General features: G+C 46.2%; 29 protein-coding genes. 18 read left to right on the plus strand and 11 right to left on the minus strand.

All coding sequences use genetic code 11. From position 1 onward, the window contains the following. Positions 1–18: 18 nt before the first annotated feature. A complete protein-coding gene (locus tag JW968_04020; protein ID MBN1386113.1) occupies positions 19–1,584 on the minus strand; it encodes a transglutaminase domain-containing protein in 1,566 nt (521 codons plus the stop codon). 182 nt (positions 1,585–1,766) lie between these two features. Between JW968_04020 and JW968_04025 the strand changes: the two genes are divergently transcribed. Beyond that, positions 1,767–1,982 carry a hypothetical protein gene (locus tag JW968_04025; protein ID MBN1386114.1) on the plus strand — a complete coding sequence of 72 codons (216 nt, stop codon included), beginning with the start codon at positions 1,767–1,769 and terminating at the stop codon, positions 1,980–1,982. A gap of 39 nt (positions 1,983–2,021) precedes the next feature. Here JW968_04025 and JW968_04030 read toward each other — a convergent pair whose 3' ends face one another. Beyond that, positions 2,022–4,685, minus strand: a complete 2,664-nt coding sequence (locus JW968_04030; GenBank protein ID MBN1386115.1) for an HDIG domain-containing protein — start codon at positions 4,683–4,685, stop codon at positions 2,022–2,024. 345 nt (positions 4,686–5,030) lie between these two features. Between JW968_04030 and JW968_04035 the strand changes: the two genes are divergently transcribed. The 3 genes from JW968_04035 (at position 5,031) to JW968_04045 (ending at position 8,452) form a co-directional block, all read left to right on the plus strand. Further along, a complete protein-coding gene (locus JW968_04035) occupies positions 5,031–5,666 on the plus strand; it encodes a proteasome subunit beta (protein ID MBN1386116.1) in 636 nt (211 codons plus the stop codon). Positions 5,667–5,763: 97 nt separating this feature from the next. Beyond that, the gene (locus JW968_04040) at positions 5,764–7,665 is read left to right on the plus strand and encodes a beta-CASP ribonuclease aCPSF1 (GenBank protein MBN1386117.1); all 1,902 of its coding nucleotides are present in this window, start codon (positions 5,764–5,766) and stop codon (positions 7,663–7,665) included. Between the two features lie 64 nt (positions 7,666–7,729). Then, entirely contained in the window at positions 7,730–8,452 is a 723-nt protein-coding gene (locus JW968_04045) for a response regulator (protein MBN1386118.1), read from the plus strand. Here JW968_04045 and JW968_04050 read toward each other — a convergent pair. Then, on the minus strand, positions 8,439–9,095 hold the full coding sequence (locus tag JW968_04050; GenBank protein MBN1386119.1) for an HAD family phosphatase: 657 nt from the start codon (positions 9,093–9,095) through the stop codon (positions 8,439–8,441). The two genes, JW968_04045 and JW968_04050, sit on opposite strands and share 14 nt — an antisense overlap. 66 nt (positions 9,096–9,161) lie before the next feature. Then, positions 9,162–9,518 carry a hypothetical protein gene (locus JW968_04055; GenBank protein ID MBN1386120.1) on the minus strand — a complete coding sequence of 119 codons (357 nt, stop codon included), beginning with the start codon at positions 9,516–9,518 and terminating at the stop codon, positions 9,162–9,164. A 102-nt stretch (positions 9,519–9,620) separates the two neighbouring features. On the opposite strand from JW968_04055, the gene JW968_04060 reads away from it, so the two are divergent. Then, positions 9,621–10,166: a hypothetical protein gene (locus JW968_04060; protein ID MBN1386121.1), complete on the plus strand. Its 546-nt coding sequence runs from the start codon at positions 9,621–9,623 to the stop codon at positions 10,164–10,166. 173 nt (positions 10,167–10,339) lie between these two features. Here the strand turns inward: JW968_04060 and JW968_04065 are convergent, their stop codons facing one another. Together JW968_04065 and JW968_04070 are read right to left on the minus strand one after the other, a co-directional pair. Next, entirely contained in the window at positions 10,340–11,179 is an 840-nt protein-coding gene (locus JW968_04065) for a hypothetical protein (protein ID MBN1386122.1), read from the minus strand. A 125-nt stretch (positions 11,180–11,304) separates the two neighbouring features. Then, positions 11,305–11,577: a DUF4389 domain-containing protein gene (locus JW968_04070; GenBank protein MBN1386123.1), complete on the minus strand. Its 273-nt coding sequence runs from the start codon at positions 11,575–11,577 to the stop codon at positions 11,305–11,307. Between the two features lie 108 nt (positions 11,578–11,685). On the opposite strand from JW968_04070, the gene JW968_04075 reads away from it, so the two are divergent. The 9 genes from JW968_04075 (at position 11,686) to JW968_04115 (ending at position 16,806) form a co-directional block, all read left to right on the plus strand. Beyond that, positions 11,686–12,432, plus strand: coding sequence for a ZIP family metal transporter (locus tag JW968_04075; GenBank protein ID MBN1386124.1), 747 nt, complete (start codon positions 11,686–11,688; stop codon positions 12,430–12,432). Between the two features lie 24 nt (positions 12,433–12,456). Next, complete coding sequence (locus tag JW968_04080; protein MBN1386125.1) at positions 12,457–12,882, plus strand: pyrimidine dimer DNA glycosylase/endonuclease V; 426 nt, start codon at positions 12,457–12,459, stop codon at positions 12,880–12,882. Between the two features lie 86 nt (positions 12,883–12,968). Then, on the plus strand, positions 12,969–13,289 hold the full coding sequence (locus tag JW968_04085) for a hypothetical protein (GenBank protein MBN1386126.1): 321 nt from the start codon (positions 12,969–12,971) through the stop codon (positions 13,287–13,289). Further along, positions 13,286–13,885: an HAD-IA family hydrolase gene (locus JW968_04090; protein MBN1386127.1), complete on the plus strand. Its 600-nt coding sequence runs from the start codon at positions 13,286–13,288 to the stop codon at positions 13,883–13,885. The genes JW968_04085 and JW968_04090 overlap by 4 nt, the downstream gene beginning before the upstream one ends. A gap of 65 nt (positions 13,886–13,950) precedes the next feature. Next, positions 13,951–14,184 carry a glutathione S-transferase N-terminal domain-containing protein gene (locus JW968_04095; protein ID MBN1386128.1) on the plus strand — a complete coding sequence of 78 codons (234 nt, stop codon included), beginning with the start codon at positions 13,951–13,953 and terminating at the stop codon, positions 14,182–14,184. Between the two features lies 1 nt (position 14,185). After that, a complete protein-coding gene (locus JW968_04100; GenBank protein ID MBN1386129.1) occupies positions 14,186–14,890 on the plus strand; it encodes an NAD(+)/NADH kinase in 705 nt (234 codons plus the stop codon). 56 nt (positions 14,891–14,946) lie between these two features. Beyond that, a complete protein-coding gene (locus tag JW968_04105; protein MBN1386130.1) occupies positions 14,947–15,336 on the plus strand; it encodes a DUF1761 domain-containing protein in 390 nt (129 codons plus the stop codon). Between the two features lie 653 nt (positions 15,337–15,989). Then, complete coding sequence (locus JW968_04110; protein ID MBN1386131.1) at positions 15,990–16,535, plus strand: hypothetical protein; 546 nt, start codon at positions 15,990–15,992, stop codon at positions 16,533–16,535. Next, the gene (locus JW968_04115) at positions 16,510–16,806 is read left to right on the plus strand and encodes a hypothetical protein (protein MBN1386132.1); all 297 of its coding nucleotides are present in this window, start codon (positions 16,510–16,512) and stop codon (positions 16,804–16,806) included. The genes JW968_04110 and JW968_04115 overlap by 26 nt, the downstream gene beginning before the upstream one ends. Here JW968_04115 and JW968_04120 read toward each other — a convergent pair. The 5 genes from JW968_04120 to JW968_04140 all read right to left on the minus strand — a co-directional run bounded on the left by JW968_04120 (position 16,803) and on the right by JW968_04140 (position 21,358). Continuing rightward, positions 16,803–19,760 carry an ATP-dependent helicase gene (locus tag JW968_04120; GenBank protein ID MBN1386133.1) on the minus strand — a complete coding sequence of 986 codons (2,958 nt, stop codon included), beginning with the start codon at positions 19,758–19,760 and terminating at the stop codon, positions 16,803–16,805. The genes JW968_04115 and JW968_04120 overlap by 4 nt on opposite strands. Positions 19,761–20,192: 432 nt before the next feature. Then, a complete protein-coding gene (locus JW968_04125; GenBank protein ID MBN1386134.1) occupies positions 20,193–20,507 on the minus strand; it encodes a hypothetical protein in 315 nt (104 codons plus the stop codon). Positions 20,508–20,510: 3 nt separating this feature from the next. After that, complete coding sequence (locus tag JW968_04130) at positions 20,511–20,750, minus strand: hypothetical protein (GenBank protein MBN1386135.1); 240 nt, start codon at positions 20,748–20,750, stop codon at positions 20,511–20,513. A gap of 9 nt (positions 20,751–20,759) precedes the next feature. Further along, entirely contained in the window at positions 20,760–21,155 is a 396-nt protein-coding gene (locus tag JW968_04135) for a DUF2752 domain-containing protein (GenBank protein ID MBN1386136.1), read from the minus strand. Further along, positions 21,152–21,358, minus strand: a complete 207-nt coding sequence (locus tag JW968_04140; protein MBN1386137.1) for a TM2 domain-containing protein — start codon at positions 21,356–21,358, stop codon at positions 21,152–21,154. Before JW968_04140 ends, JW968_04135 begins: the two co-directional genes overlap by 4 nt. Positions 21,359–21,465: 107 nt before the next feature. Here JW968_04140 and JW968_04145 point away from each other — a divergent pair, with 107 nt between their 5' ends. From JW968_04145 to JW968_04160, 4 genes are all read left to right on the plus strand, one after another. Continuing rightward, positions 21,466–22,011: a hypothetical protein gene (locus tag JW968_04145; GenBank protein MBN1386138.1), complete on the plus strand. Its 546-nt coding sequence runs from the start codon at positions 21,466–21,468 to the stop codon at positions 22,009–22,011. Positions 22,012–22,197: 186 nt separating this feature from the next. Continuing rightward, on the plus strand, positions 22,198–22,497 hold the full coding sequence (locus JW968_04150) for a hypothetical protein (protein MBN1386139.1): 300 nt from the start codon (positions 22,198–22,200) through the stop codon (positions 22,495–22,497). A gap of 43 nt (positions 22,498–22,540) precedes the next feature. After that, complete coding sequence (gene psmA / locus JW968_04155; GenBank protein MBN1386140.1) at positions 22,541–23,269, plus strand: archaeal proteasome endopeptidase complex subunit alpha; 729 nt, start codon at positions 22,541–22,543, stop codon at positions 23,267–23,269. Between the two features lie 5 nt (positions 23,270–23,274). Next, a complete protein-coding gene (locus tag JW968_04160; GenBank protein MBN1386141.1) occupies positions 23,275–24,009 on the plus strand; it encodes a ribosome assembly factor SBDS in 735 nt (244 codons plus the stop codon). The last annotated feature ends 42 nt before the right edge of the window (positions 24,010–24,051 follow it).

Below are 24,051 nucleotides of genomic sequence, written 5' to 3' on the forward strand. Positions count from 1 at the left end.
AAAAAATCTTTCCAAAGCTCATCCGAGCAGGTCCATCATCCAGTTCAGGAGGGCTTCCCAGAGAGTCACATCATCAATAGATCCCATGACCCTGTCGCCGAAAAGCGATGATGCCATGTACTTCCATTTCTTCGGCGCATTGTCGCGTGTCTCGTCTGAGAAATACTCATCGTTATAGTAAGCCCAGACCTCCTTGATGGGATAATCATGCACTTCCCAGTAATCGAAAGGGGCGCCTTCCCTCTCATGCTTCTCGCCATCCAGGTAATATGGGCCTGAAGTCGGGTCAAGGACGATCCACTGGCCATCCTTGCTGTATTCGACCCATGCATGTCCGCCGGAACTGTCGCCGAAGTCGACCTCACCGAGAGCCACCCTCACATTCTCAGCAGGCATTCCGGAAGCCCTCAGCATGGATACAAGGGCATTGGCCTGTTCAGAGCAGTCTGAGACAAGCTTTCCCTGCACCGGGTTCTCGTCGATGCCTGCAGTGCCGAACAGCTGCTCAGGTTTTATCCAGTTGTCATTCATACCCCAAAGTTCCTTGTCAGAGATCCAGACAAAACCGACAGCTTTCAGGTAATTCTCCTCGACAGACCCTTCTGAGTGTCCTTTGACATCATCAGGTGTCACAAAATCCTGATAAGGCGTGATCCTGCCCTTCTCTGCTTTCCAGCCTGACTCGAATTTTTCCTTCAGCTCGCTGTAATCAGGGACATCATTTATGTTCTCATAATACTTCAACTGTCTGATTTTTTCAAGGGCTTCCCCTCTCATGTCTTCCTTAGCTGCATTGATGAAATTATTTATCTTGACATCATCAGCAAGCCTCATGATGCAGTTGTTCTCGAGAAGCTTGTGGACATGATCCTTGGGGAACAGGAAGACTATGAACGCGTACTTCTCTGTGTCAATCCTCTTCTTGATAAGCTTCTCAGGGACATCAGGGATCGTGCACCTGGTCTTGTCTATCTGGATAGCATATCTCCCGAGCTCACCCTTCAGGAATTTCCTCGCAGCGACGACAGCCTGGGCGCCTTCCTTGTCCTCGATGGAGCCATAATCAATCTCACCTCTCTTCTCCTTCTCAATCTGGGCCCTGACATGATCGAGATTCTTCTTTGTCATGAAATTCTTATTGTCCTTCCTCAGCTTTGCAGCGAGCTTAGGATCGATACCAGCCGGAAACTGCTCAGGAGCAAGGTCTTCAGTATCCTCTCCAGACCCATCAAGGATATCCCGCTCAAGGACATCCCCTATAGGTCCATCCTTACCGTCATCTCTGTAGGAATCGCTTGCAGATCCACTCCTGGAATGCGTAGAATCATCATCCTCTGTGCGATAATCATCAGAATCATCATCTTCATCAGATGGCCACTCCTGCTCTCCGGTCTCCTTGTCCCCATCATGATCCCCCTCGGCAGACCCATAAACGATATCATCAAGGACAGTCTCATTGTCTTCCAGAAGCTGGAAACCCGCAGAAGCAGGCTCGAATATAATGCTATCATAGATCCCTGAATCTTTTTCAGGGACTGCCTTAATCGCAGCATTAGATAGAGGAACAGAAAATACTGAAATCATAAATACTACAATACACATCACAGCAAATCCTTGCAAAGCATATTCTTTCAACGCGGACACCCCCTGTCAAGATTGGAGTCTATATAAATTATATAAATATTGTGCCAGAACAATCAACTATTTATATATGCGCCTATCCTGTGCACCGGTCAACAAAACAATCAAATTTACGGGGGAATAATATGAAAAGTCACAAAAGTGTCAAGATGCCCATATTCTGGCTTGTGATAGTGATCGTATTGATAATCGGATTGCTGCTTGGGATGATATTCGGATTCGGTCTCGGGAAGGATGCAACCAAGTCACAGGTAGAGAGATGCATCGAGCAGTGCCGGGAAGAGTGCCCGCAGGCTGATCTTCCAGAAGTAGGGGCTCTGCACACATTCACATGGGGATAGCCTTTTCGGATAATCAATATCCATGGACCAGTCCCAGGATTATTTCGGGATGACTCCGTAGATGGGGATAAGTTCTTTTTTTCCCTTCACTTTCAGCGGAGCAAGAGGCACAATATCTGCTGGGAATGAATTCTCATCAAAACTTCCGTCGCTTCTCATAGCATCATAAGTAAATCTGCTGATCAGTATGTCAGGCATCTTCTCACCAGTATCGGGATGGGTCTTCCCTGCAAGGTCACAGAGCCTCGCTCCAAGATTCACAGCATCACCGATCACAGTAAAGTCCTCATAGATGCCTGTCACACCAAGAGGCCCTGCAATCATCCTTCCTGTGTTTATCCCGATGCCTATCGGCCTGTACAGAAGGCCTTTGCTTTCCCTCTCCTTCTCCAGCCCTTTCATCTCATTCTGCATCTTGACAGCAGCAAGGACCGCCCTATATGCATCGTCAGGCTTCTGTATTGGCCAGCCGAAATCTGCCATAATGGCATCTCCTATGGTCTTGTCGATGGTGCCGAGGTTTTCCTTGATTGTCGAGAAGCATCTTGACATGTATGCTGAAAGGAATTCAGTGATGATCTCCGGCTGTGATGTATTCTCTTCAGTGGCTGTGGTGAATCCCCTGACATCAGATTCCAGGATTGTGGCAGTGATGGCTTTAGGCATAAAAAGCTCATGGCTCCTCTCTCCCAACCTTATTATCTCTTCCATGACAGAAGGATCGACCATCCTGGCAAGCGCACTCTTTATCCTGTGGATATCTGTGGCGAGAGTGAATCCATTGGCAGCCCTGTCAGCGAAATACTTGCCTATCATGATCTCTTCAGGACCAATAAGCGGCCTGTATACCGGTGAGTCTGCAGTTATCAGGCCATACATAATCCTGTTGCCCTCTGAGTCATTCCTGAAGATCGGTATCATGAAGCAATCATTATATGCGGCGCTGAACTTGTCATGCTCGTGGTCGCCTGCGGCTTCAAGATTCTTTTTGATGTCACCGATGATGGATCTCGGATCATATCCTGTCTTGTGGCAGACAACACCAGGTATGCCCCTTGCCAGAGAGATGCATTCAAAAGGCCTGTCTTCGACACAGCCCTTGCCCCAGTCCTGCTCCTCAAGCGTATAGAACGCATTCGACAGCAGTCCAAGCTCAAGCCCGGCATCGTCACTGTTCCCTGGCCTTCCCGCAAAATTCCTCGGCACGAGAATGCCGAAATCCATTGCATTCTGCACCTGCTTCGAGACCTCCCTGACCAGCAATCCGGTGATATCATTATTCCCCATATTATCTTCAGCATTCTCTCCTGCAGGTTCTTCAATCCTGCATTCGCTGTATCTGCCTAAGTCATATCTGCCGTCAATGATGGATCTAACCTCATCAATGCCAAGAGCCTGTGTCCGCATCTTTTTCAGCTCATCCCTGACGAAGGAATCCAATGAGCCTTCATCTATACCTGCTTCAGAAGCCCTCTTGTATGCGACCAGAATCTGATAGGCTTTCTGCCTGTACGTCGGCAGGATTATGTCATCCAGGAGCCTTATCGTTTCAATCTTCTCTTCACTCTTCTGGCCCTTGATATGCTCTGCCATATAACTCCCCAACTGGCTGTTACTCACGTCACTGCTGAGCGCTGATTCAAATGCCGCAATCCTGTGCCTTGGAAGGATGATGCCCTGCAATTCTTCAGGTCCGAAATGATCCGCCAGCATCGAGAGATCGAAAGACTCATCTTTTATCTCATCCCACTTCCTGTAGGCCCAGAGCACACCCCTCTCAAAAGGAGTGCACTGGATGAACTTCTCAAGCAGGAACCCGAGATAAGAATGAAGAGCCTTCTTGGCAGCGACCTGATCTGTCTGGAGCACAGCCAGCTGCTCAGGGTCCAGGACTGCCCTGCTGGCCTTGAAATATCCTTTCTCATAATCCGCCCTGTCCCTGAAGACCTCATTGAACAGGATCGTTTCAGCAAGGTCCATCCTACGGGCGTGGTAATGCCTGGAAAATGTCTCAAATGATTCCGGGCTGTCGCTGATCTTCAGCTTCCCGCCCCTTAGCAGCCCCACCACACTCTGGGCTATATCATGGTCTATAAGGAAACCGTCTATCTCTCTGCATAATTCCTCTACACTTTTTGAGGGTGTTGAGTATGGTGTCTCTTTCAGCGCACCTGACAATATCTCTGCAAGCGCCACTATCTGGCCTGCTCTGCCCATACCCCTGGCATCTCCAAAGTTGAGCTTATGATGATCCTGTATAGCTGATCTCTCAACCCCGGAAAGCTCATATCTCCTGCAGATCTCAGCGCCCCTCATCGGGTGCTCAGTCATGGATCTGCCGAATTCAGCCCTGAACTGCTGCTTTATCTCCCTCTCTTCCGGAGAGTCAGCATCGTCTGCAGCCAGGGGAGTCTGCGAGAAAACATAAGACTCCCGGACAGAGCCTATGTCGTGGAGCAGGGCTGCCCTGCTTATCTGGTCCAGGAGCCTATTCCCTCTGATCCCTGTCTCTTCTGCTATCATGTTGGCAACCATCCAGACATGATAAGCATGTCCGACACGGTACTGCTCTTTTCCTGTGAACATCAGGCTGAATCTGTCATGCAGAGAGAGCGCATCAGGTTCAAGCACCGGTGCATCAACTAGCTCCTCTAGTGTGTTGACTATTCCATCCTTGAATAAGGCTTTCTTTCGGTAGGTCATTTTCAGCAGGTTTTATCCCCTGTCTTGGGTTTGCAGGTCCCTGTTCTGCAGGCCGAGTTTTTTGGCTGGCTCTGAGATGAGGTCTATGGCTTCAGCAGGCTGCGGTCCACTGAGATATTCCAGCAGTCTTGAATCTTGAACCTTTCCTTACCATCTATCCAGAACCAAGCCTCTTTTCAAACAAACAGCATAAATCTAGCATAAATTTGGGATGCCTTTAAAAAGGGAATTTCTCTATTTATAAATTTTTCGTTTGGCAGGCAAAAACTTTATATATCCCTACTTGCCTAACCAATCCCAGAATTCTTTGAGGTGCATACTGAAGAATTTCTAGAGGTAATCAAATTGGAAAAAGAGCTCAAGACTGGCACAACTACAGTTGGAGTCGTTTGCAAAGATGGCGTGGTCCTGGCTGCTGACAAGAGAGCGACAGCCGGTTTCATGGTGGCGAACAAGAAGACCGAGAAGATAATCAAAATCAATGATGATGTGGCGCTGACCACAGCAGGGACTGTATCAGATGTCCAGCTCCTGGTGAAGCTCCTGAAAGCAGAGCTCAAGCTCAAGGAGATACGGACCGGAAGGAAACTGCAGGTCAAGGAAGCGGCGAACCTCCTTGCAGGCATGGTCTACAGCAACATAAGGAAGTTCAGCGTCATACCCGGCGTGAGCCATTTCATTCTCGGCGGGAAAGACAGCTCAGGAGTCTACATCTATGACCTGTATCCTGACGGATCGCTCGCAGAAGTGGATGATTTCATAAGCTCAGGCTCGGGCAGCGTGTATGCGCTCGGCGTGCTGGAGACATTATACAAGCCTTCCATGAGCCTCGATGACGGCATCAAGCTGTCGATAAAGGCAGTGAACGCGGCAATGCAGAGGGACGTCGCATCAGGCGAGGGAATAGACGTCATGACGATAACAAAAGACGAGATAAAGAAGGTATTCAGCCAAAGAGTGGATTATAACATCAAAGTATGATCTTATTTTTTTTTAATCATTCTGATCAATATCTCAGGAATGTCCTGGAAAGGATAGGTTCTGAGAATAAGCTTTTGAAAAAATACAGGTTTTAAAAATGCCGGACATAATAAAGGAAATATTGAAGGATCTGCCTGACGGCAAGATCAGCGACGCAGTATTCGAGGCTGCCAACATAGTGCTGTACACAAAAGACAAGGAGTTCTTCCTGAATGACAGCGGGATGATAAAGGATATAGTCGACAAGATAAAGAAAAGGATAGAGCTCAGGCCGGATCCCGCAATCTGCATGGAGCTTGAGAAGGCAGAGAAGCTGATAAGGGAGATAATCCCCGAAGAGGCCCAGATAGCGAACCTGATATTTGACCCACAGAGGAGCATTGTCATCATCGAGGCAGAGAGGCAGGGCCTGGCTATCGGAAAACAGGGAAGCCTCCTCAGGGAGATAAGGGCGAAGACGCTCTGGGTGCCGGTGGTCAAGAGGACACCGGCTATAAGATCAATTCTCATAGAGAACATAAGGTCAGTCCTATACCAGAATTCCGAATACAGGAGAAAATTCCTCGACAAGGTAGGCCACAGGATATATGACGGCTGGATAAGAGAGAAGAAGAATGAATGGATAAGGGTGACATATCTCGGAGCAGCAAGACAGGTTGGAAGGTCATGCCTGTTCCTCCAGACACCTGAATCAAGGGTCCTGCTCGACTGCGGCATCGATGTCGCCGGCGGGGACAAGAACGCGTACCCTTTCCTCGAAGCTCCGGAATTCGACATAAACGAGCTGGATGCGATAATACTCACACATGCGCACCTGGACCACTGCGGTTTCATACCATACCTGTACAAGTTCGGATACAGAGGCCCTGTCTACTGCACACTGCCGACGCGTGATATTAGCGCACTGCTCCAGCTTGATTACATAAAAGTCATGCAGAACGAAGGGAAAGAACCGATCTATTCAGCAGATGACGTCAAGGAGATGGTGAAGCATACGATACCTGTCGGATACGATGAAGTGACTGATGTGACCCCTGATGTCAGGCTGACAATGTACAACTCAGGCCATATGCTCGGAGCGAGCATGGCGCACCTGCATATCGGGAACGGACTTCACAACATGCTCTATACAGGCGATCTCAAGTTCGGGAGGACAATGCTCCTTGAGCCGGCAGTCACAGATTTCCCAAGGCTTGAGACACTCATGATCGAAGGCACCTACGGCGGGAAGGACAATGTGATGCCGAACAGGCAGGAAGCAGATGCGATGTTCAAGGACATAATCAAAGAGACCATCAAGAGAGGTGGGAAGGTACTGATGCCCACTCTCGGATCAGGAAGGGCCCAGGAGGTCATGATAATCATCGAGTCAATGGTAAGGATGGGTGAGATAGAGCCCCTCCCTGTCTATATCGACGGCATGGTCTGGGATGTCACAGCCATCCATACAGCATACCCGGAATTCCTGTCAGGCCAGGTCAGGAAACAGATATTCCACAAAGACCAGAACCCATTCCTGGCAGAGTTCTTCAAGAGAGTCGGGTCGCAGAAAGAGAGGATGGAGATTGTCGAGAACCAAGGGCCATGCATAATAATCGCCACATCAGGCATGCTTGTCGGAGGCCCGTCTGTCGAGTACCTCAAGCATCTGTGCGAAGATCCCAAACACTCGCTGGTGTTCTCATGCTATCAGGGAGAAGGATCGCTCGGAAGAAGGATACAGAGGGGTGAAAGGGAATTCTCACTCAGGACAGCGAAGAACTCGGGCAGGGTCGAGACATACCCGATAAAGATGGAAGTGCACAAGCTTGAGATAACAAACCACAGCGACAGGAAACAGCTCATGGCATTTGTCCATAAATGCAACCCGAAGCCGAAAAGAGTTCTCATGAACCACGGAGAGAGCTCACGCCTCATGGACATGGCAAGCTCAATACATAAGATGAACAGGATAGAGACACTTGCTCCAAGGAACCTTGATGCGGTCAGGATAAGATAGAATAAGGCAGATGTCAATAAATTTTCTAGAAAAGCATAAATAATCGCGCCTATACCACTGAAAAATGGAACTGATACGTCTCAACACTGCAGTTGTGGATGATGATTCCGCGAACAGGAACATATTCAAGTCCATCCTGGAATCAATGGGTCATGAGGTCACATTATACAGTGACGGAATCCATGCCTATGATGCAATGAGAAACGGGGAACTCAAATATCTCGACCTGATGGTGACGGATTATAATATGCCTTCCATGAATGGAACAGAGCTGATAAAGAGACTCAGAAGAGAAGGTTATACTTTCCCCATCATGCTGGTATCAGGGGATTATGAGTCAAGGGGCAAGGGAGAATACACATTATTCCTAAGAAAACCCATGGCGCTTGAAGATTTCTTCAGCGGGATAGGGAGATGTCTTCTCTCAAGACCGGATATACTCATCATAGGCGATCCTGATAATACTGATGATATCACAGAAGCACTGTCAGGGGCAATATGCGGCGGAGTGCGTCACATAAGCCCTGCTGATGTGATGGCAGGAATGAACGGCAATCTCAGCGATATCGGCCTGGTGCTCTGCTGTGAAGCATCCGGCTACCAGCCAGGCCTTCTGGCAGAGAGAGCGAAGCAGCACCTGCATGCTCCAGTCGTGTACTGCACAGACAACCCGACCTGCACAGATACCATAGATACAAAAGCAATAAACAGCACCCTGACAAAACCAGTCGACAGAGAATCCCTCAGGGTCATGCTGCATAAATTCTACAACCCTACAGATGGCTGAGTATCCTGCGGAGATCCTTCTCTTTTATGATCACATCTGCTACCTGGTTCAGCCTGTCGGATTTTGAGTTGAATGCGATTGAGAAACCTGCTTCACTGGCTATCTCTATATCATTCAGATGGTCGCCGATGAAAGCGCAATCTTTCGTAGATATTTTCTGCTCTTCAGCCAGCTTCCTGAGACCGAGAGCCTTGTGCTCGAAATCAAATTCAGTGGCCCTGCATCCGACCAGGGCGCCGTTCCTGTCATAGACAAAACTGTTGATCAGCACATCATCAAAAATCCTCTTGTAATCAGGCATGACTGCCTCAAGCACTGTGTCGACGCTGCCGCTTATCACTGCCAGCCTGTAGCCGCGCCTCTTGAGCTCCCTGAGAGTCTCTATGGCGCCTGGGATGAATCTTATCTTTTTTGCGATGTTGATTATATCCTGCTTCTTTGCACCCTGCTCAACAAACATCTCAATATCATGATCAGCCCATTCCTGGTAAGAGATCTCTTTCTTCCGGAATCTCTCTGCGGCCTCCTTGCGCTTTCCCATATCTGTTTTGAGGGCAAGATGCATGTCAGTCCAGATGAACTCATTGTCAAGTATCGTGCCATCAAGGTCAAAGCAGACCAACCTATATCTCCTGCTTTCCATCACGGCAGAAATCTCTGAATGCAGTTAAATATGTTTTGGTCAGGAAACCTTCTCATAGAATATCCTTTATTGTGATCTTCTGATGTAAAGCTTCCTCTGCTCAAGAATATTATACACCAATGCTGATATGCCCTTCACGAAATCCTTCGGCAGATCCTGCGTATCCTCTTCTTTTGGCAGGATGCGATACTTCCTTTCTGCAGGAAAGAGATCATTGACACCTGTCTCATAGGATATGAAATCATAGGAGAATTGGGGGAAACTGCTAAGCTCCATGGTCCTCACATGGCCTTTTATGACCCTGCTTGTCGCTTCTGCCAGCTGCGATCCAGTCAAGCCTGCTTCCTCTGGTTCAAGGATCTCATCAACACGCACTTCAAGACCCCAATGGGGCTTGGTTATCATGAATGGGTAATCTGTCATATATGGATGGAATCTGATTCCATTTATAAACCTTATTTTTTTAGTACTGGAGAGTACTAAAGAATAGAAATATTTATAAACTTTAGTTACTCAAGAGTGGAAATGGTTGGGGAGTATAAATATCCGAAAAAAGGAATGTTCACAGGATTCTTATTGTTCTCAGTAATATTCATGCTTGGATGGAGCTCAAGCGCGTTATATCAGAACTTGTCAGGCCTTACAATATCAGAACCTTCAAATTTGGTAAAAGGAGACATAAATAGCCTTTTTAAAGCAAAAGAAAGGATTTCACCATCAGACAAGATTACAGAAGACAAGATACATGTCTATAATGATAGAGTGATTATTTATATGGATAATCCGGTATGGGCAGGATTCACAGATACAAACAGCATGGATCCTGTGTTTGATGCTGAATCAAATGCAATCGAGATTGTGCCAAAAAGCCCTGATCAGATCCATGTAGGAGACATAATATCCTATGAGTCAAAATACGCAGAAGGGACAATAATACACAGGGTTGTAGAGAAAGGTGCGGATGATGAGGGTGTCTATTTCATAATGAAAGGAGACAACAACCCAGACAATGATCCGGGAAAAGTGAGATTCTCACAGGTCAAAAGGCTTCTTGTGGCCATAATATACTGATCATCAATAGTCTTTCTTTCTCTTATCTTGTTCTTCTCTGATCATAAAATGATCCATGAACATGCCTATGAATCCTCTTATAAATCATGCTATAAATCCTGCTATAAATCATTCCAATAATCATGCCAATAAGAAACCAGATGCGACATGTCTGCCGACAACATCCCAATCCTTCAGAATTCCCTTATGTGAATAAGAAGCCCGGCATCCCTATAGACCTTCAATGCCTTATCGAGGCTGTGATATGTGATGCCCTCAACAAGCGCATTCTCAGCGATCTTCCCAAAGCCAGATTCCCTCTGCTCTTCAGAGCCATATCCATGATAGAGCCTCTGCATATCATTGCCTGGGACATATGAGATCACTGCTTTTGAGCAGACTACCCTCTCTGATTCGTAAGGGATGCTGTTCCTGTGCATCAGGCCCATGGTCTCGATGTTGGCAATCATGTCCCTCGCGCTCGGCAAGGCGCATATCAAGAAATTGACGTCGTCAAGCTTCCTGAACCCTGAAGGTGCCAGATAAGATGCTGAATCCCAGACACCTTTTACACCTCTGTCAGTATGAAGATGGTAGCTTGTGACCTTGAGCGGATATCCTCCGGATCTGTCTCCTCTGGATCTGTCTTCTCCGGATCTGTCTTCTCCGGATCTGTCTATCTCCGATGCTTTTCTTGCCATGAGCCCTGTGTTCACCCATGCTTCAGCAGGTGTCTGGCTGAAGCCGAAATCAACAAGGATACCATCAGTGTCGCTGATCCTGTAGAAAGCCCAATATTCTTCCAATCCCTGGGAGCTGGCCAGATGTCTCATCCTCTGCTCTGCAGCTGACCTTGACATACTCACCACAGGATGCAGATCCTTCTCATTGCAGACCCCTAATGTCTGCCTGGCCGGAAACCTGTTTGAACCCAGGATGCTGTCAATCACTCCTGCAAGACCTGTCTCAGCAACTGCAGCTGTTGCCGATGCAGCCATAATGCCTGAGATGATAAGGAATTTTCTGCGGTCCATGATTTATGGCATGGCAGGCAATTTAAATAATTTATTATTTTTATAACTAGTTAGTAGTTACAATAATGTCCACCATATATGAAAATAAATGAAAAATGTCATCCACAAAAATAAATGAGAAAATATCATCTGCCAAATCTTGTCATATTCTTGGCCAAGGGCGTGAAAGGAAAAGGCCTTTCATTTGTGACAAAAGTCATGTATCTCAAGAAAATGTAGAATTGGGTGTTCCAGATCTCACAGAAATCAGCAAGGGCTTTCTCCCTGTTCCCTTTGATGATGACAACAATCCAATGGACCACTGCCAAAACCTGGATGAGCATCTTCCAAACACCCAGAATGATCCCTGACACAATCCCGACAACAATCCTCATAAGAGCTTCAGTCCTTTCGTTCATGATACCACCTCTTTCTTCTGCTTCTGCACAGCCATGTTTTTATATTTATCTTTCATGATCCCACTTTCAAGCGAAATATTTAAAAGAAGATGCAAGTCAAAAAATCATATGGAAGCTGTAATCTATACAATATCAAGCGTTATCATAGTATCATTGTTATCTTTGGTCGGGATACTGTTCCTGTTCTTCAAGAAAAAGACATTGCAGCACCTGTTGCTTTTCCTGGTAAGCCTTGCAGCAGGGTCGCTTTTCGGAGGGGTCTTCCTACATCTTTTGCCTGAGGTTGTCGAAGAAGCAGGATTCAGCATCACAGTCTCAATATCAGTATTGGGCGGCATCCTGCTATTCTTCATGATAGAGAAGTTCATACATTGGAGGCACTGCCATGTGCCGACATCAAAAGAGCATCCCCATCATCTTGCGCCTATGAACCTAATCGGGGACGGCATACATAATTTTGTGGATGGGCTGATAATAGCAGTGAGCTATCTAGTCAGTGTTCCAGTAGGGATAGCGACTACAATAGCAGTCATACTGCATGAAGTTCCTCAGGAGATAGGAGACTTCGGAGTGCTCTTGTACTCTGGAATGTCCAAGAAAAAAGCATTGATATACAATTTCCTTTCTGCTCTGACAGCTGTTGTGGGAGCAATAGTGGGGCTGATAATGGGCAATGAGGATCTTGCAATAATAATACTCCCATTTGCAGCAGGAGGATTCCTGTACATAGCCGGAAGCGACCTGATCCCAGAGCTGCATAAGGAATGCGGCATCAAAGATGCAATGCTCCATATGGGAGCACTTATCCTTGGAGCAGTATTGATGCTTGGCATCAAGTTTCTACACTTCCATTAGAATATCAAATCCTGAACCGGCAAAATGGTCAGAATAAACCTGATAGACCCAAGCAATCTTGCAGACCAGCATCTCATCGCAGAGTACAATGAGATACTCATGCTGTTTGGGTATGTCAGGAAATATCCTGAAGCTGTCGGAATTCCCTCTTCATATTGTCTTGGTCCAGGGCATATCCGATTCTTCCAGGACAAACTGCTCTACCTCAAGAAAAGGCATGAATTGATCAAGAAAGAGATGAAGCTTCGTGGATTCAGGACAGAGAAGACTATCAAGCTTTCTGAGTTCCCAAGGTCACTCTGTAATGATTGGGAGCCCCAGGAGAAAGACAAGCAGAAGATCAGGGGAAGGCTTATTGAGAAGTTGAGCAAGAAGCCAGATTATTACTCTTATCATGGTGAGAAAAAAGGGAAGGTGTTCTTTCTGAACCTCATCAGAATGTCAAAATGAGGCCTTAGACCAAAATAAGGCATTTAATGCCTTCATTTATATAACGCTGAAGAAACTTTAATATACCCAAAACACTTCTTCGGGTTATGCAAAAGGCATATGCAAGATTCCTTTATGCAGTATTTCTTGGTCTATTAGCACTGATTGGCATGATACTCCTGCGCAATCACCTGTTCTGGCTGTTCTTTGTGCTTGGAGTCATCAGCGGTCACATGATTAGGACAAGAGATGACCTGATGCTCTATGTACTGACTGCTATACTTGGCACCATTGCAATGATGTCCTTCCTGATCTTTGTGAGCTATCAACTATTCACATCGATCCCTCTATGGACACCGCTTGCCTGGGGCATCTTGTCTATAATATTGAAGAGGCTGGATAGGTCAATCAGAGTGATAGCAAAGTGATAAAGGCAGTGGCAATAGATTGCGGCGGAGTCCTTTTTGCAGAAGGCAAAGCATTTGCAGTAGAAAGGCTGGCAAAAGAGGGACTTGACAGGCAGACTGTGCTGAAAGCACTCGGATCAGAGGAAGCGTCACTCCTAAGAAGAGCGTTCCTGACAGAAGATGAATGCTGGTCAAGAGTGCAGGAAAGACTGCCAGAAGGTTATGATGCCCTATACCTGCGGGATGTCTGGTATGACAGCTACATAATAGATCAAGATATTCTCAAGCTTGTGAAGGAACTGCGGGGCAGATACAAGCTGGTAATCTTCTCTGGGAACATCAAGAAAAGGGTCGAGCATCTGGAGAAGAAGTATAGTTTCATGGGGTTATTCGATGATTTTGTCTGGTCATATGAGCATCATCTAGGTAAGTATGATGACGAGTTCTATAGGCTCCTTATCCGAACAGCAGGAGTTGATCCCTCTGAGATAGCCTGCTTTGAAGATAACCCGAAGCATGCGGAGCAAGCCAGATCATTCGGGATCAATGTCGTGGAGTACAGAAGAGGAGATATTAGAAGGGTTAGGAAAGAGCTCCAAGAATTGGGTGTTATATAAATCCTGGTCAAATAAGGTAAAATTATTTAAATGATGAGCTCTGAGGCATGCCTGAGGTGATTGTCATGCCAAAAGTCATTGTCTATTCTACCGCAACATGCCCATTCTGCCACAAGGCAAAAGAGTGGCTCAAGGAGAACAAAGTGGAGTTTGAGGATGTAGATGTCTCAGCAGACCAGGCAAAAGCCCGCGAAATGATAGAGAAGAGCGGGCAGATGGGAGTGCCAGTCATAGAGATCGATGATAAGATCATCATAGGATTTGATGTTGAAAAGATGAAACAGGCATTGGGGATCTGATATGACATATAAGACATTCAATGTTGTCTCTGCCAATACAAAGTCTGTGGATGAGGTCAGGCGGCATTTCAAGTTCCATGGGTTCAAGCTCTCCACGAAGCCGGACTTTGTAGTTTCAGTCGGCGGGGACGGCACATTGTTCTTTGCAGAAAGGGCTTATCCAGGAATACCTAAACTCATGCTGCGAGAATCAAAGAAATGCCTCAAATGCGAGAATGTGGAGCTCGAACTTTATATCAATGCGCTGAAGAAAGGCAAGGTGAAGACAGAGAAGCATAAGAAGCTTGAAGCCAGCTTTCCGGTAGGCAGGAAGAAAGAGAAGACATATTGTGTAAATGACTTTGTATTGCGTAATTTCTATCCGACATATGCGCTCAGGTTCAACATCAAATCTGGCAAGAATATAATAGGAGAAGAGCTTATTGGAGATGGGATTGTTGTCGCAACATCCTTTGGGGCAACAGGATATTTCGAGTCCATAACAAGACATAAGTTCAGCAGAGGAATAGGAGTCGCATTCAACAACCTCACAAAGCCAAAAAAACATATTTTACTAAATGAAAAATCGAAGATTGAGATAGAGCTTCTCCGCGGAGAAGCAGTCTTCACAGCAGACAATGATCCAGTCATGTATCGGATGCAGGAAGGGGCAAGGATCAGGATCAGGCAGAGCACGAAAGAGATGGGGCTGCTGAGGCTGGGATGAGCACCAAATCATTTATATATCCTATTCTCAAATAATTCAAATCAAGGGGGGATAAAATGTATCTTTATGGAATAAATATCTGGGCTGTCCTTGTTGCAGCTGTCGCATCTTTTGTTCTCGGCGGCATATGGTATAACAAGGCGGTTTTCGGCAAGACCTGGATGAAGCTTTCTGGGACAAAGCCAAAAAAAGGGTCAAATACCAAGATGGTTTATGGCTTCTTGACAACAGTTGTCATGGCATATGTGCTTGCATTATTCATCGGAGCCGGAAGCGGAGCAATCCGAGGCATGGCAATCGCATTCTGGGTGTGGCTCGGATTCATAGCGACGATAACGCTAAGCGGATGGCTGTGGGAGAACAGGGCATTCAAGCTCTGGGCGCTGAACAACATCTACAACATTATATCCCTATTGGTTATGGGAGCCATCATCGGAGCCTGGTAATCAGACAAAAACCTTATCATTTTTTCTTACTTTCTCGGACTTGAAAGGACAAGCTTAAGGGATACGAAATATTTATAAATTACAATTCCACAAAGTATTTTATAATGAATTCAAGTCAGATTGTTCCAGGCATTGGAATACTAACTGGTTTGTTAATGATAATTTTTTATAAACAAATAACAAATGCTTTTCGAGGGTATAATCTCGTTCCAAAAGATCATATAAAGACCAAGACTGAAATTTTGCTGATGCAAATAACTTGTATCGCTGTAGGTTTACTAATGATGTTTACTGCGGCATTAGTATTCTTTGGTTTCTAAGCAAATCTATCTCAGAATTTTTTTGGATATTGTTTAGATGTTTAGACATCGATTTTTAGTTATCTGGGCTGTGTAGCCATACAAAGACCTTATCATTCTTTCTCACTTTCTTTGACCTGAAAGTTATGTTGTCGCCTCTCTTAGCTTCTGAGCTTTCTTTGTCATCTCCATATTTTATTAGAATTAACCTGACAAATCCTTTTCTCTGGGTTGAAATCAACACCCATATTTAAGGATGCAATGAGGAATGCAAAGCTGATAGCAGGTGGCGTCGTCTGTATATTGCATGGAAAAGGGCGCAATATTTATAAATTTAGGATTTAACCACCTCACATGAACCTGAAAATCCCGGGATATCATACAGAATTCTTCTCAGAGATATATACAAGTTCAACCTTGATGGATGCTGAATCAGGCACAATAGAGGTGCAGAAGATCCTGGTGCCTCAACGGTACACCTTGCCCACAATGCCTGAAATCATAAGCCACATACAGCAAAGGGCTCAGGAGATGGTTGAATTTCGCGGAGAGCTTGACCCGAACCTAATAGTAATTTCAAATAATCCTGTAACCAGAATGCTTGGGATATTCCCTATCGAAGTCCTCAACAATATTGTTACAGGTGATAGGGATTATACCCACTTATTTGAGAAGGCAGTACACCTACATGATCCCAAGGCACAATTCCTCAAGGTAAGCTATGGTGAGATACCAACAGGATATATCATGGAAATGATTGAGCATGAGATACCTCTTGACATTAGCTGGTTCATGTCACATATGCTTGACGAAGACCTGCGTGAGGCAGGTTGGGGGTCTCCAATGGGATGCAGATGTCAGATTAGTAAACGGGATGCTTCCTCCAAAATCAGATCTTGATGTGCTGATAAGGAATGAGACAATCAGCTCCAGGACATTCTCCATAAATATTGATAACTACCCACCTAGCGAGGTAAGCGCAGTCTTTGATGCAATATATGCCGCAATAACAAGACCAAGAGATATCTCCAGATTCCCAGATGTATCCAGTATTGGACTAGAAAATGCAGCAGTTTATCCCCTGCAGGCGCTCTACACTAAACTAGCAAGGGAATACCAGATGCAAATGCAGATCCTCAGAAATTATAATGGCTCCACATCAGTGAATTAATCACACTCTTCTGCTGCCTGCAGTATGAATTCCGAAAGCTCCTGCGGCCAATCCTTCCTGATGTCTTCCTTATGGTTCTCTATCTCCTTGAGGACATCAGGCCTTATGCCATAACGGTCGCCCTCGATCATCTTAAGGATCTCCATCTTCGCATAACCAGGAACTTTTTTCACCTGGAAGAGCTGCTGCTTGAGGAGCTCCTTCTTCTCATCCTTCTCTTTATCCTTCTTCTTATCCATCTCAGCCCACATGTCCTCAAAAGAGAAATCCTTCATCTCTGCTTTATCCTGCAAGGCTTCCCTGTCTTCGACGCTGAAATGGCGTCTGCTGAAATCAGAGCCGCTGCTCCTCGCTTCCTTAAGAGAGATCTTGAGAGAGACCATCTCATGCATCCTCTTGAGGAACTCAGCCTTCTCTTCCATCTTGAGGATGTCGCTGAAGCCCTGAGCAATCAGGTTGAATGCAAAAGGCGAAGGCAGTTCAGTGCTGATCTCCCTTACTTCCAAGTCCTTCCCCTCTATCCGCTTCAGCACTTTCTCAGTGTTCTCGATGTCCATCAGATCCTCCAGGACCTCTCTCCTGGCCTCCTTGAGGATAGGGAAATCATCTGAGATGCGCTTCACAGCATTCAGGAGGATCATCGACGAGACCTGCTGCCTGCCGACCCTCTTTGTGTGGCCCTTATAGTTCCTCAATATCATCAGTGCCCTCGTCGCACAGTGCCTGAACCTCCTCTTGAGGACCTCGCTGCTGTCTATGGCCTGCTCGAGGATCTTCCTGATGTCCTGGGGCTTCAGGCCTGACAGGGCTTTCTTCACATTTATCTGCTTATGCGACGCAAGATAGAACCCATTGTCATTGATGCCTATCTCAACATCGATATGCTGCATCCTGCCTACAGCATAAGCCAGTGCCCTTGAAAGGCAGTCATTGACCCTCCTGCCGAACAAGGTATGGAAGACAGCATATTTCTTCTTCTCATCAGAATAATTCTCGACAATGATCTTCTTGTCATGGGAGATCTCAGCGAACATGTGCTGTTCCCTCAAGTAATTGTATATCGCTTCTGCACCATAGCTGTCGACATAAAGGTAATCATTAATGAACCTGAGCACATCTTCCTTTGGATCCTGCATCCTCTGCTCCATCAGGCGCCTGAACTTTCCGATCTCCATGGCCAGGTCGAATGAGAGAGGGAGCATCTCTGAGAACCATGAAGGCACAGTGGGCTTCTTTCCGACAGCAGGGATCACCTGGGCGACCATGCCTCTCGCGAACTGGAACTGATAAGTCTCTCCTCCGAGCACAAAGATGTCATTGCGCTTCAGGCGCTCTAGGAATGCCTCATCAATCATGCCGATTGTCTGGGTCCCCATCTTGACCTGCACAGCAGTCTCGTCAGGGATTGTGCCTACATTGGTCATGAAGAGTATCCTTGCAAGCTTCCCCCTCCTGCCTATCATGTCAGTCTCCTCATCATGCCAGATCTTGGCATAGACATGACGATCCTCAAGAGAGATGTACTTCCCTGCAAGATAATCAATGACCTCCCTGAAGTCATGGTCCGGGTAATCATGGAATGGATATGCTCTCCTGATGGTTTCGAGGAGCTCTTTCCTGTTCCAGGTATCTGAGATGGCCATGCCGAAGATCTGCTGTGCAAGCACGTCAGAGCAGTTCTTCGGGATATGTATGCGGTCGATCTTCCTCTCATTGGCACTCTTGAGCAGGACAGAGCATTCGACAAGATCATCACGGTCCAAGACAACTATCCTGCCTAGGGATGATGCCTGGTACTTATGGCCGGACCTCCCGATACGCTGGAGGGCGCGCGCAACAGATTTCGGCGAGCCCAGCAGGATCACAAGATCGATGTAGCCGATATCGATGCCGAGCTCCAGGCTGGTGGAGCAGACGATGCATTTGACCTTGCCTTCCCTTAGCCTGGTCTCAATGCCATGACGCAGCCTCTTAGACAATGAGCCGTGATGGGCGCCGATCTCCTTGGGATCATCTTCAGGATTGTCGCCGGTCGCAGTATAATTCTTAGGGAACCTTTCCTTGAGGTAGTGGACAACGCGCTCAGTGGCTGCTCTGGTGTTGGTGAAGATCAGGGTGGTGCGGTGCTCCTGTACGAGCCTGTCGAGAAGCGCGTACATCTCGTTGTACATCCTGTCATATGAAGCTGTTATCAGGTTGGGGACAGGGCTCAGCACTTTCAGGTCCATATCCTTGATGAACTGCACGTCGACGATCCTGCAAGGCCTCGGGACGCCATTGTCATAGCCGACGAGGAATTTTGCGACCTCTTCAAGAGGAGAGACTGTGGCGCTGAGTCCTACCCTGGTGAAATGAGCCAGCTTCTGGAGACGCTCCATGCTCAATGCAAGATGGGTGCCTCTCTTGTTCTCTGCCAAGGCGTGGATCTCGTCGATGATCACCCACTGGACTCCTTTCAGGAGCTCCCTGAACTTTATGGTAGTGAGCATGATCGCGAGCGATTCAGGGGTGGTGATCAGGATATGCGGCGGCTTGCCCAGCATCTTTGACCTCTCGCTTGCGGTCGTGTCGCCGGTCCTTGCAGCTACGCGGATGTCCAGGGGCCTGCCTGCTATCTTCTCCATCTCTTCCAATGGCTCTTTGAGGTTCTTCTCAATATCATAGGACAGTGCCCTCAATGGGGAGATATAGATGCAGTACACCCTGTTTTCCAGGATGCCTTTCTCTGAGCTGTCGACCAGCTCGTTGAGGATTGATAAGAAGCCTGTCAGGGTTTTTGTTGAGCCTGTCGGGGCTGATACGAGAATATTATTCCTTGAGTGTATCTCTGTGACGCCGTAAAGCTGAGGAAGAGAGAATTCCTTGAACCTAGAGAAGAACCATTGCCTGACAACAGGGTGCAGAATATTGTGGAGAGCTTCTGCTGAGTCCGGTTCCTTTTTCCAGATTATCATATCGAGTACTGCACCTCATAGGTTATCTGATTCTTTTATCTCATTTACAAATCTTTTGGTTTTGGAGTTCTGATGATCCTTTGCCTTGCCCATTGCGCAGCGTGAAAATACCAAAGGCCGAATAATTGTTTATCAAATTCACTGCGTGAATTTGTTCATAAATTTCTGACCCAGCTTAGCTGGGATAAATCTTGTTTTATCCTTTGGTATTTTCATGATGACATATATGCAGGGCGAAGCATTTTCAGCACTTCTACAAAATTTCCTGAATCCTCTTTAAATGTGAATTGTCGGGTTGACCTATGGTCAGTGAGCAATGCTCTATGTTAAATTTTATTCAATATTGAAAATAAATGGTTGTGATATAATATGATCCTTAGAGTAATGAGGTCAGATAAAAAGGTTTAGGAAAACTGGTAGTGCAGAGGGAATTCAAGGCCTCTTGATGCCATGCACTGTGCCCAATGCTGTGACAAAGACAGATTGGTTCTTATGATATTCAGGCAAGTCAGCTGGCAGCAATCCGCAGGCATATTCAATCTTGACAATATAACCAAAAATAAATCTCCTTGATTCTATCGCACCGCAGCCATTGCAGTTAACTCCGCAGCCATCAGAAACACCTTTCCACCTTCCTTCGAATGCATCCACTGCCCTCTTCTCTGCACGTTCAGCAGTGAGCCAAGGAGACAGAAGAAGGAGGAAAAGAAAAAGAAATCCAAACAAAGCAAGAATCTCTTTTCCCATCTTTCACTTGGCCTTCTCAGCAACCTTGCCTACCCATATTGTCGCAATGATTGCAAGTATGGTTACGAGAACAGCATATACCCAAGGTCCGCCGCCAGACAAAGCGCATAATGCTCCAGCATCTTCGCTTCCGCACGGCCCAACAAACAGAGCTCTGATTGCATCGTTCCATGCAAGAGCTGCAACAAGACCGAAAGCAGCTGTGATCAATGCAGCAAGCTTCTCAACAACATCTTTCTTCATGATATCACCTCAAAATATCTTCTTAGTCTTCCTGTAATATTTAATTGTTTGCACTAAGCTTGTAATCAACAGCACTGCCATTATGACGACTGTGAGGAAAGCGAACCTGTTATAATGATCCCATGCATACCTGAATCTTCCGTGCAGGATGCTGGAAATGCCCCTTGTCATGTAGCAAGCAGGGCAATTGCAGTCTGCAAAAAAACCTGATTCAGGACAGACACCTCCGAATGCAAGAGGAAGAAGAAAGTGCTTCCAGACACATTTCGCCGGGGATTTCGCAAGCAATTCAGTCGGCACAGATGCAAGTATGACAAAAGCAGAAGAGAAATTGAACAGCCTGGCCTGTGGAGTCCGGAAGCCAAGCATGTCATAGACAAAACCAAAAAATGACTCGGGCTTCATTCAACCCACTGGATACCCTCGAACTTATACTTTGTCGCGATGAGTATCACGTCGACAATCCACCAGATACCACATCCGCCCATTGTGATGAGTTTCAGGATGCCAAGACCGATATGGCCCATAATGAACCTGTCAACTCCAAGGCCCCCGAACAATATCGACATAACAAGACATAAAATCCAATTGACTTTCTTTGCCATCATATCACCTTTTTTATTTAGATCATTTAACTCTACTTGTATCAATCTACTTGTATTAAATTAGTTTTGCGTGTTATATTATAAAATTTATCATGATTATTATTTACTTTATGGTAGTAAAAATACAAATATTTATATATCCCCCTAAATTTGTGTATCCTATGCAATCCAGATTTATCCAAAGATTAACCTCAGGGGATTATAATAGACCAGGATTTATGATCTCAGATTTCTTCCATGCATATCTTGGCAGCCTGAAGAGGGCATGGACAACGGTCTATAGCGGAACAACAGAAGAGAATTTTCAGACTTGTGCATTCAGGACAAGATTCGGCAATATACTATTTGATAAAAGCTTAGAATCCGCCCATCATTATGATGAGCTTTATTATTCGCCAAGATTTGGATCAGCAGCTGTGTTTGGGATGCAAAGCGCTGAGAGCATCGGCCACACCCCATTAGTCATGGAAGGAAGATGTCTTGAGGATGAGATCGTCATGGTCGGAACCCTGCCAAAAGGTGAAGCCTTTTTTGTCGATGCTATCTGGAGGATATCAGACGCAGATTGGCTTAAAACCTTCCAATCCAGGGATGGAAGTGAAAAGTGGCGAGAACATTATTCCCGGTATGATCCTTCAATTCTTATAAGAAAGTGACCCTCATTTATAAATAATTCAAAAAATTTATAAATGATTCTCCTCATTTCTTTATTGTGAGAGAAGAGAAAAAAGCTGGCTATTTGGCTTATTTCTCAGCAAATGAATGCTGTATTATGGTGATTACAGATTAAAACTAAGTTAAAACCAATTTTACCAAGTTTGAGAGAGAAAAAACGCTATCTGGTGTTTGAAATCATCTCAAAAGAGAAAATAAAGGATTTCAGGCAGATAAAAGAAGATTTCTACACTTCTTTCACTTTCTTTCTAGGCATATTGGGCTTAGGAAAGGCAGGCATATGGATACTTCCGGACAAGTATGACCCGAAAAGCCAGAAAGGCATCATCAAGGTAAACCATAAATATTCGGATGAGCTGAAATCATGCCTGTGCTTCATCACAAAGATCGGCAGCCAAGAAGTGATTGTCAGAAGCATAGGCCTGTCGGGCATACTCAACAAAGCTGAAGCGCTGATAAGAAAATGAGGATTCAACCAAATCAAAAAATAATGTCAAAAGATGAGGTGAAATTATGCAACCAATGCAGCATCAGATGATGGGATATGACAGGGCGATCACAATGTTCTCCCCTGACGGAAGGCTCCTTCAGGTAGAGTACGCGAAGAAGACAGTAAGGCAAGGCAGCACAGCATTAGGCATGGTGTGCAAGGACGGAGTGCTGTTCGTGACAGACAAGAGGATAGTCGATCCGCTCGTCGTGCCTGAATCAGTCGAGAAGATATTCCAGATAGACGACCATATAGGCGCCACAGCCTCAGGGATACTCTCAGACGCAAGGGTCCTGATAGAGCGGGCGCAGGTGAAGTCACAGCAGCATAAGGTTACATACGACTCGCCGATAGACATACTGACAGTTGTCAAGGACATCTGCAGCCTCAAGCAGATATGCACCCAGTCAGGCGGGCTGAGGCCGTTCGGCGTCTCCACACTGGTCGGGGGCATAGATGCAGTCGGGCCAAGACTGTTCGAGACAGACCCGACAGGGATATATTTCGAATACAAGGCGACAGTCATCGGGGAGGGCGAGCCTGAGATGGAAGAGATACTCCATAAGGAATACAGCTCAGACCTAACAATAGAAGAGGGCCTGAAGGTCGCGATAGAGGCTTACAAGAAAGTGATCAAGGGAATAACAGTCGACCGGATAGATGCCGCAATCATCATGGCAAAGGAACCTGTATTCACAAGACTGCCGAGGGACAAGATACAGAAAGTGTTCGGCGGAAAGAAGAAGTGATCTAAATGGGAAAATCAAGCGGACCAATAACATTCGACCATGAGAAGCTGAAGCACTTCAACCTCGCGAGGCTCAAGAAGGGAGGGCAGGTCTTTGAGATAGTGATCAATCCGGATGAGGCTATAGATTACAAGAACAGGAAGGTGAAGGACCTCAAGGAAGTCCTCAGGTCAGAGAACATCTTCCATGATGCCAAGAAAGGGATCATGGCATCTGAGACAGCGATGAAGGAGATCTTCGAGACAGAGGACAAGCTCAAGATCGCCGACATGATATTGCAGGAAGGGGAGATACAGCTGACTGCAGAGCACAGGGAAAAACTAAGAGAGGCGAAGAAGAAGAGGATAATAACACTCATAGCAAGGAATGCATGCGATCCGAAGACAGGGCACCCTCATCCGCCGCAGAGGATTGAGAACGCGATCGAAGAGGCGAAAGTCAAGTTCAACGAGTTCAAATCTGCCGAAGACCAGGTGAATGACGTGGTCAAGCAGATAAGGGCAGTCCTCCCGATCAAGTTCGAGCAGAGGGAGATAGAGATAAGGATACCTCCGAATTTCGCTGCAAAAAGCTATTCTATACTGCAGAGGTTCGGGAAGCTCCTCCAGCAGGACTGGAAGAATGACGGGAGCCTGCTCTGCGTCATCGAGATACCGGTCGGCCTCCAGAACGATCTCCTGGACGAGCTCAATCAGATGACCCATGGAGGGGTAGAGACAAAGATATTAAGATCAAAATGAGCCTGGTAAAATGACAAAAGGAACAGGATATCAGGCCAGAAA

This window comes from Candidatus Woesearchaeota archaeon, assembly GCA_016928155.1.
Lineage (GTDB): Archaea > Nanobdellota > Nanobdellia > Woesearchaeales > JAFGLG01 > JAFGLG01.

Coding starts and splice junctions, on each gene's coding strand:
- JW968_04020 (MBN1386113.1), bottom strand. CDS start 1,584: ATGATTTCAGTATTTTCTGTTCCTCTATCTAATGCTGCGATTAAGGCA.
- JW968_04025 (MBN1386114.1), top strand. CDS start 1,767: ATGAAAAGTCACAAAAGTGTCAAGATGCCCATATTCTGGCTTGTGATA.
- JW968_04030 (MBN1386115.1), bottom strand. CDS start 4,685: ATGACCTACCGAAAGAAAGCCTTATTCAAGGATGGAATAGTCAACACA.
- JW968_04040 (MBN1386117.1), top strand. CDS start 5,764: ATGCCGGACATAATAAAGGAAATATTGAAGGATCTGCCTGACGGCAAG.
- JW968_04045 (MBN1386118.1), top strand. CDS start 7,730: ATGGAACTGATACGTCTCAACACTGCAGTTGTGGATGATGATTCCGCG.
- JW968_04050 (MBN1386119.1), bottom strand. CDS start 9,095: ATGGAAAGCAGGAGATATAGGTTGGTCTGCTTTGACCTTGATGGCACG.
- JW968_04055 (MBN1386120.1), bottom strand. CDS start 9,518: ATGACAGATTACCCATTCATGATAACCAAGCCCCATTGGGGTCTTGAA.
- JW968_04060 (MBN1386121.1), top strand. CDS start 9,621: ATGGTTGGGGAGTATAAATATCCGAAAAAAGGAATGTTCACAGGATTC.
- JW968_04065 (MBN1386122.1), bottom strand. CDS start 11,179: ATGGACCGCAGAAAATTCCTTATCATCTCAGGCATTATGGCTGCATCG.
- JW968_04070 (MBN1386123.1), bottom strand. CDS start 11,577: ATGAACGAAAGGACTGAAGCTCTTATGAGGATTGTTGTCGGGATTGTG.
- JW968_04075 (MBN1386124.1), top strand. CDS start 11,686: ATGGAAGCTGTAATCTATACAATATCAAGCGTTATCATAGTATCATTG.
- JW968_04080 (MBN1386125.1), top strand. CDS start 12,457: ATGGTCAGAATAAACCTGATAGACCCAAGCAATCTTGCAGACCAGCAT.
- JW968_04085 (MBN1386126.1), top strand. CDS start 12,969: ATGCAAAAGGCATATGCAAGATTCCTTTATGCAGTATTTCTTGGTCTA.
- JW968_04095 (MBN1386128.1), top strand. CDS start 13,951: ATGCCAAAAGTCATTGTCTATTCTACCGCAACATGCCCATTCTGCCAC.
- JW968_04100 (MBN1386129.1), top strand. CDS start 14,186: ATGACATATAAGACATTCAATGTTGTCTCTGCCAATACAAAGTCTGTG.
- JW968_04105 (MBN1386130.1), top strand. CDS start 14,947: ATGTATCTTTATGGAATAAATATCTGGGCTGTCCTTGTTGCAGCTGTC.
- JW968_04110 (MBN1386131.1), top strand. CDS start 15,990: ATGAACCTGAAAATCCCGGGATATCATACAGAATTCTTCTCAGAGATA.
- JW968_04115 (MBN1386132.1), top strand. CDS start 16,510: ATGCTTCCTCCAAAATCAGATCTTGATGTGCTGATAAGGAATGAGACA.
- JW968_04120 (MBN1386133.1), bottom strand. CDS start 19,760: ATGATAATCTGGAAAAAGGAACCGGACTCAGCAGAAGCTCTCCACAAT.
- JW968_04125 (MBN1386134.1), bottom strand. CDS start 20,507: ATGGGAAAAGAGATTCTTGCTTTGTTTGGATTTCTTTTTCTTTTCCTC.
- JW968_04130 (MBN1386135.1), bottom strand. CDS start 20,750: ATGAAGAAAGATGTTGTTGAGAAGCTTGCTGCATTGATCACAGCTGCT.
- JW968_04135 (MBN1386136.1), bottom strand. CDS start 21,155: ATGAAGCCCGAGTCATTTTTTGGTTTTGTCTATGACATGCTTGGCTTC.
- JW968_04140 (MBN1386137.1), bottom strand. CDS start 21,358: ATGATGGCAAAGAAAGTCAATTGGATTTTATGTCTTGTTATGTCGATA.
- JW968_04145 (MBN1386138.1), top strand. CDS start 21,466: ATGGTAGTAAAAATACAAATATTTATATATCCCCCTAAATTTGTGTAT.
- JW968_04160 (MBN1386141.1), top strand. CDS start 23,275: ATGGGAAAATCAAGCGGACCAATAACATTCGACCATGAGAAGCTGAAG.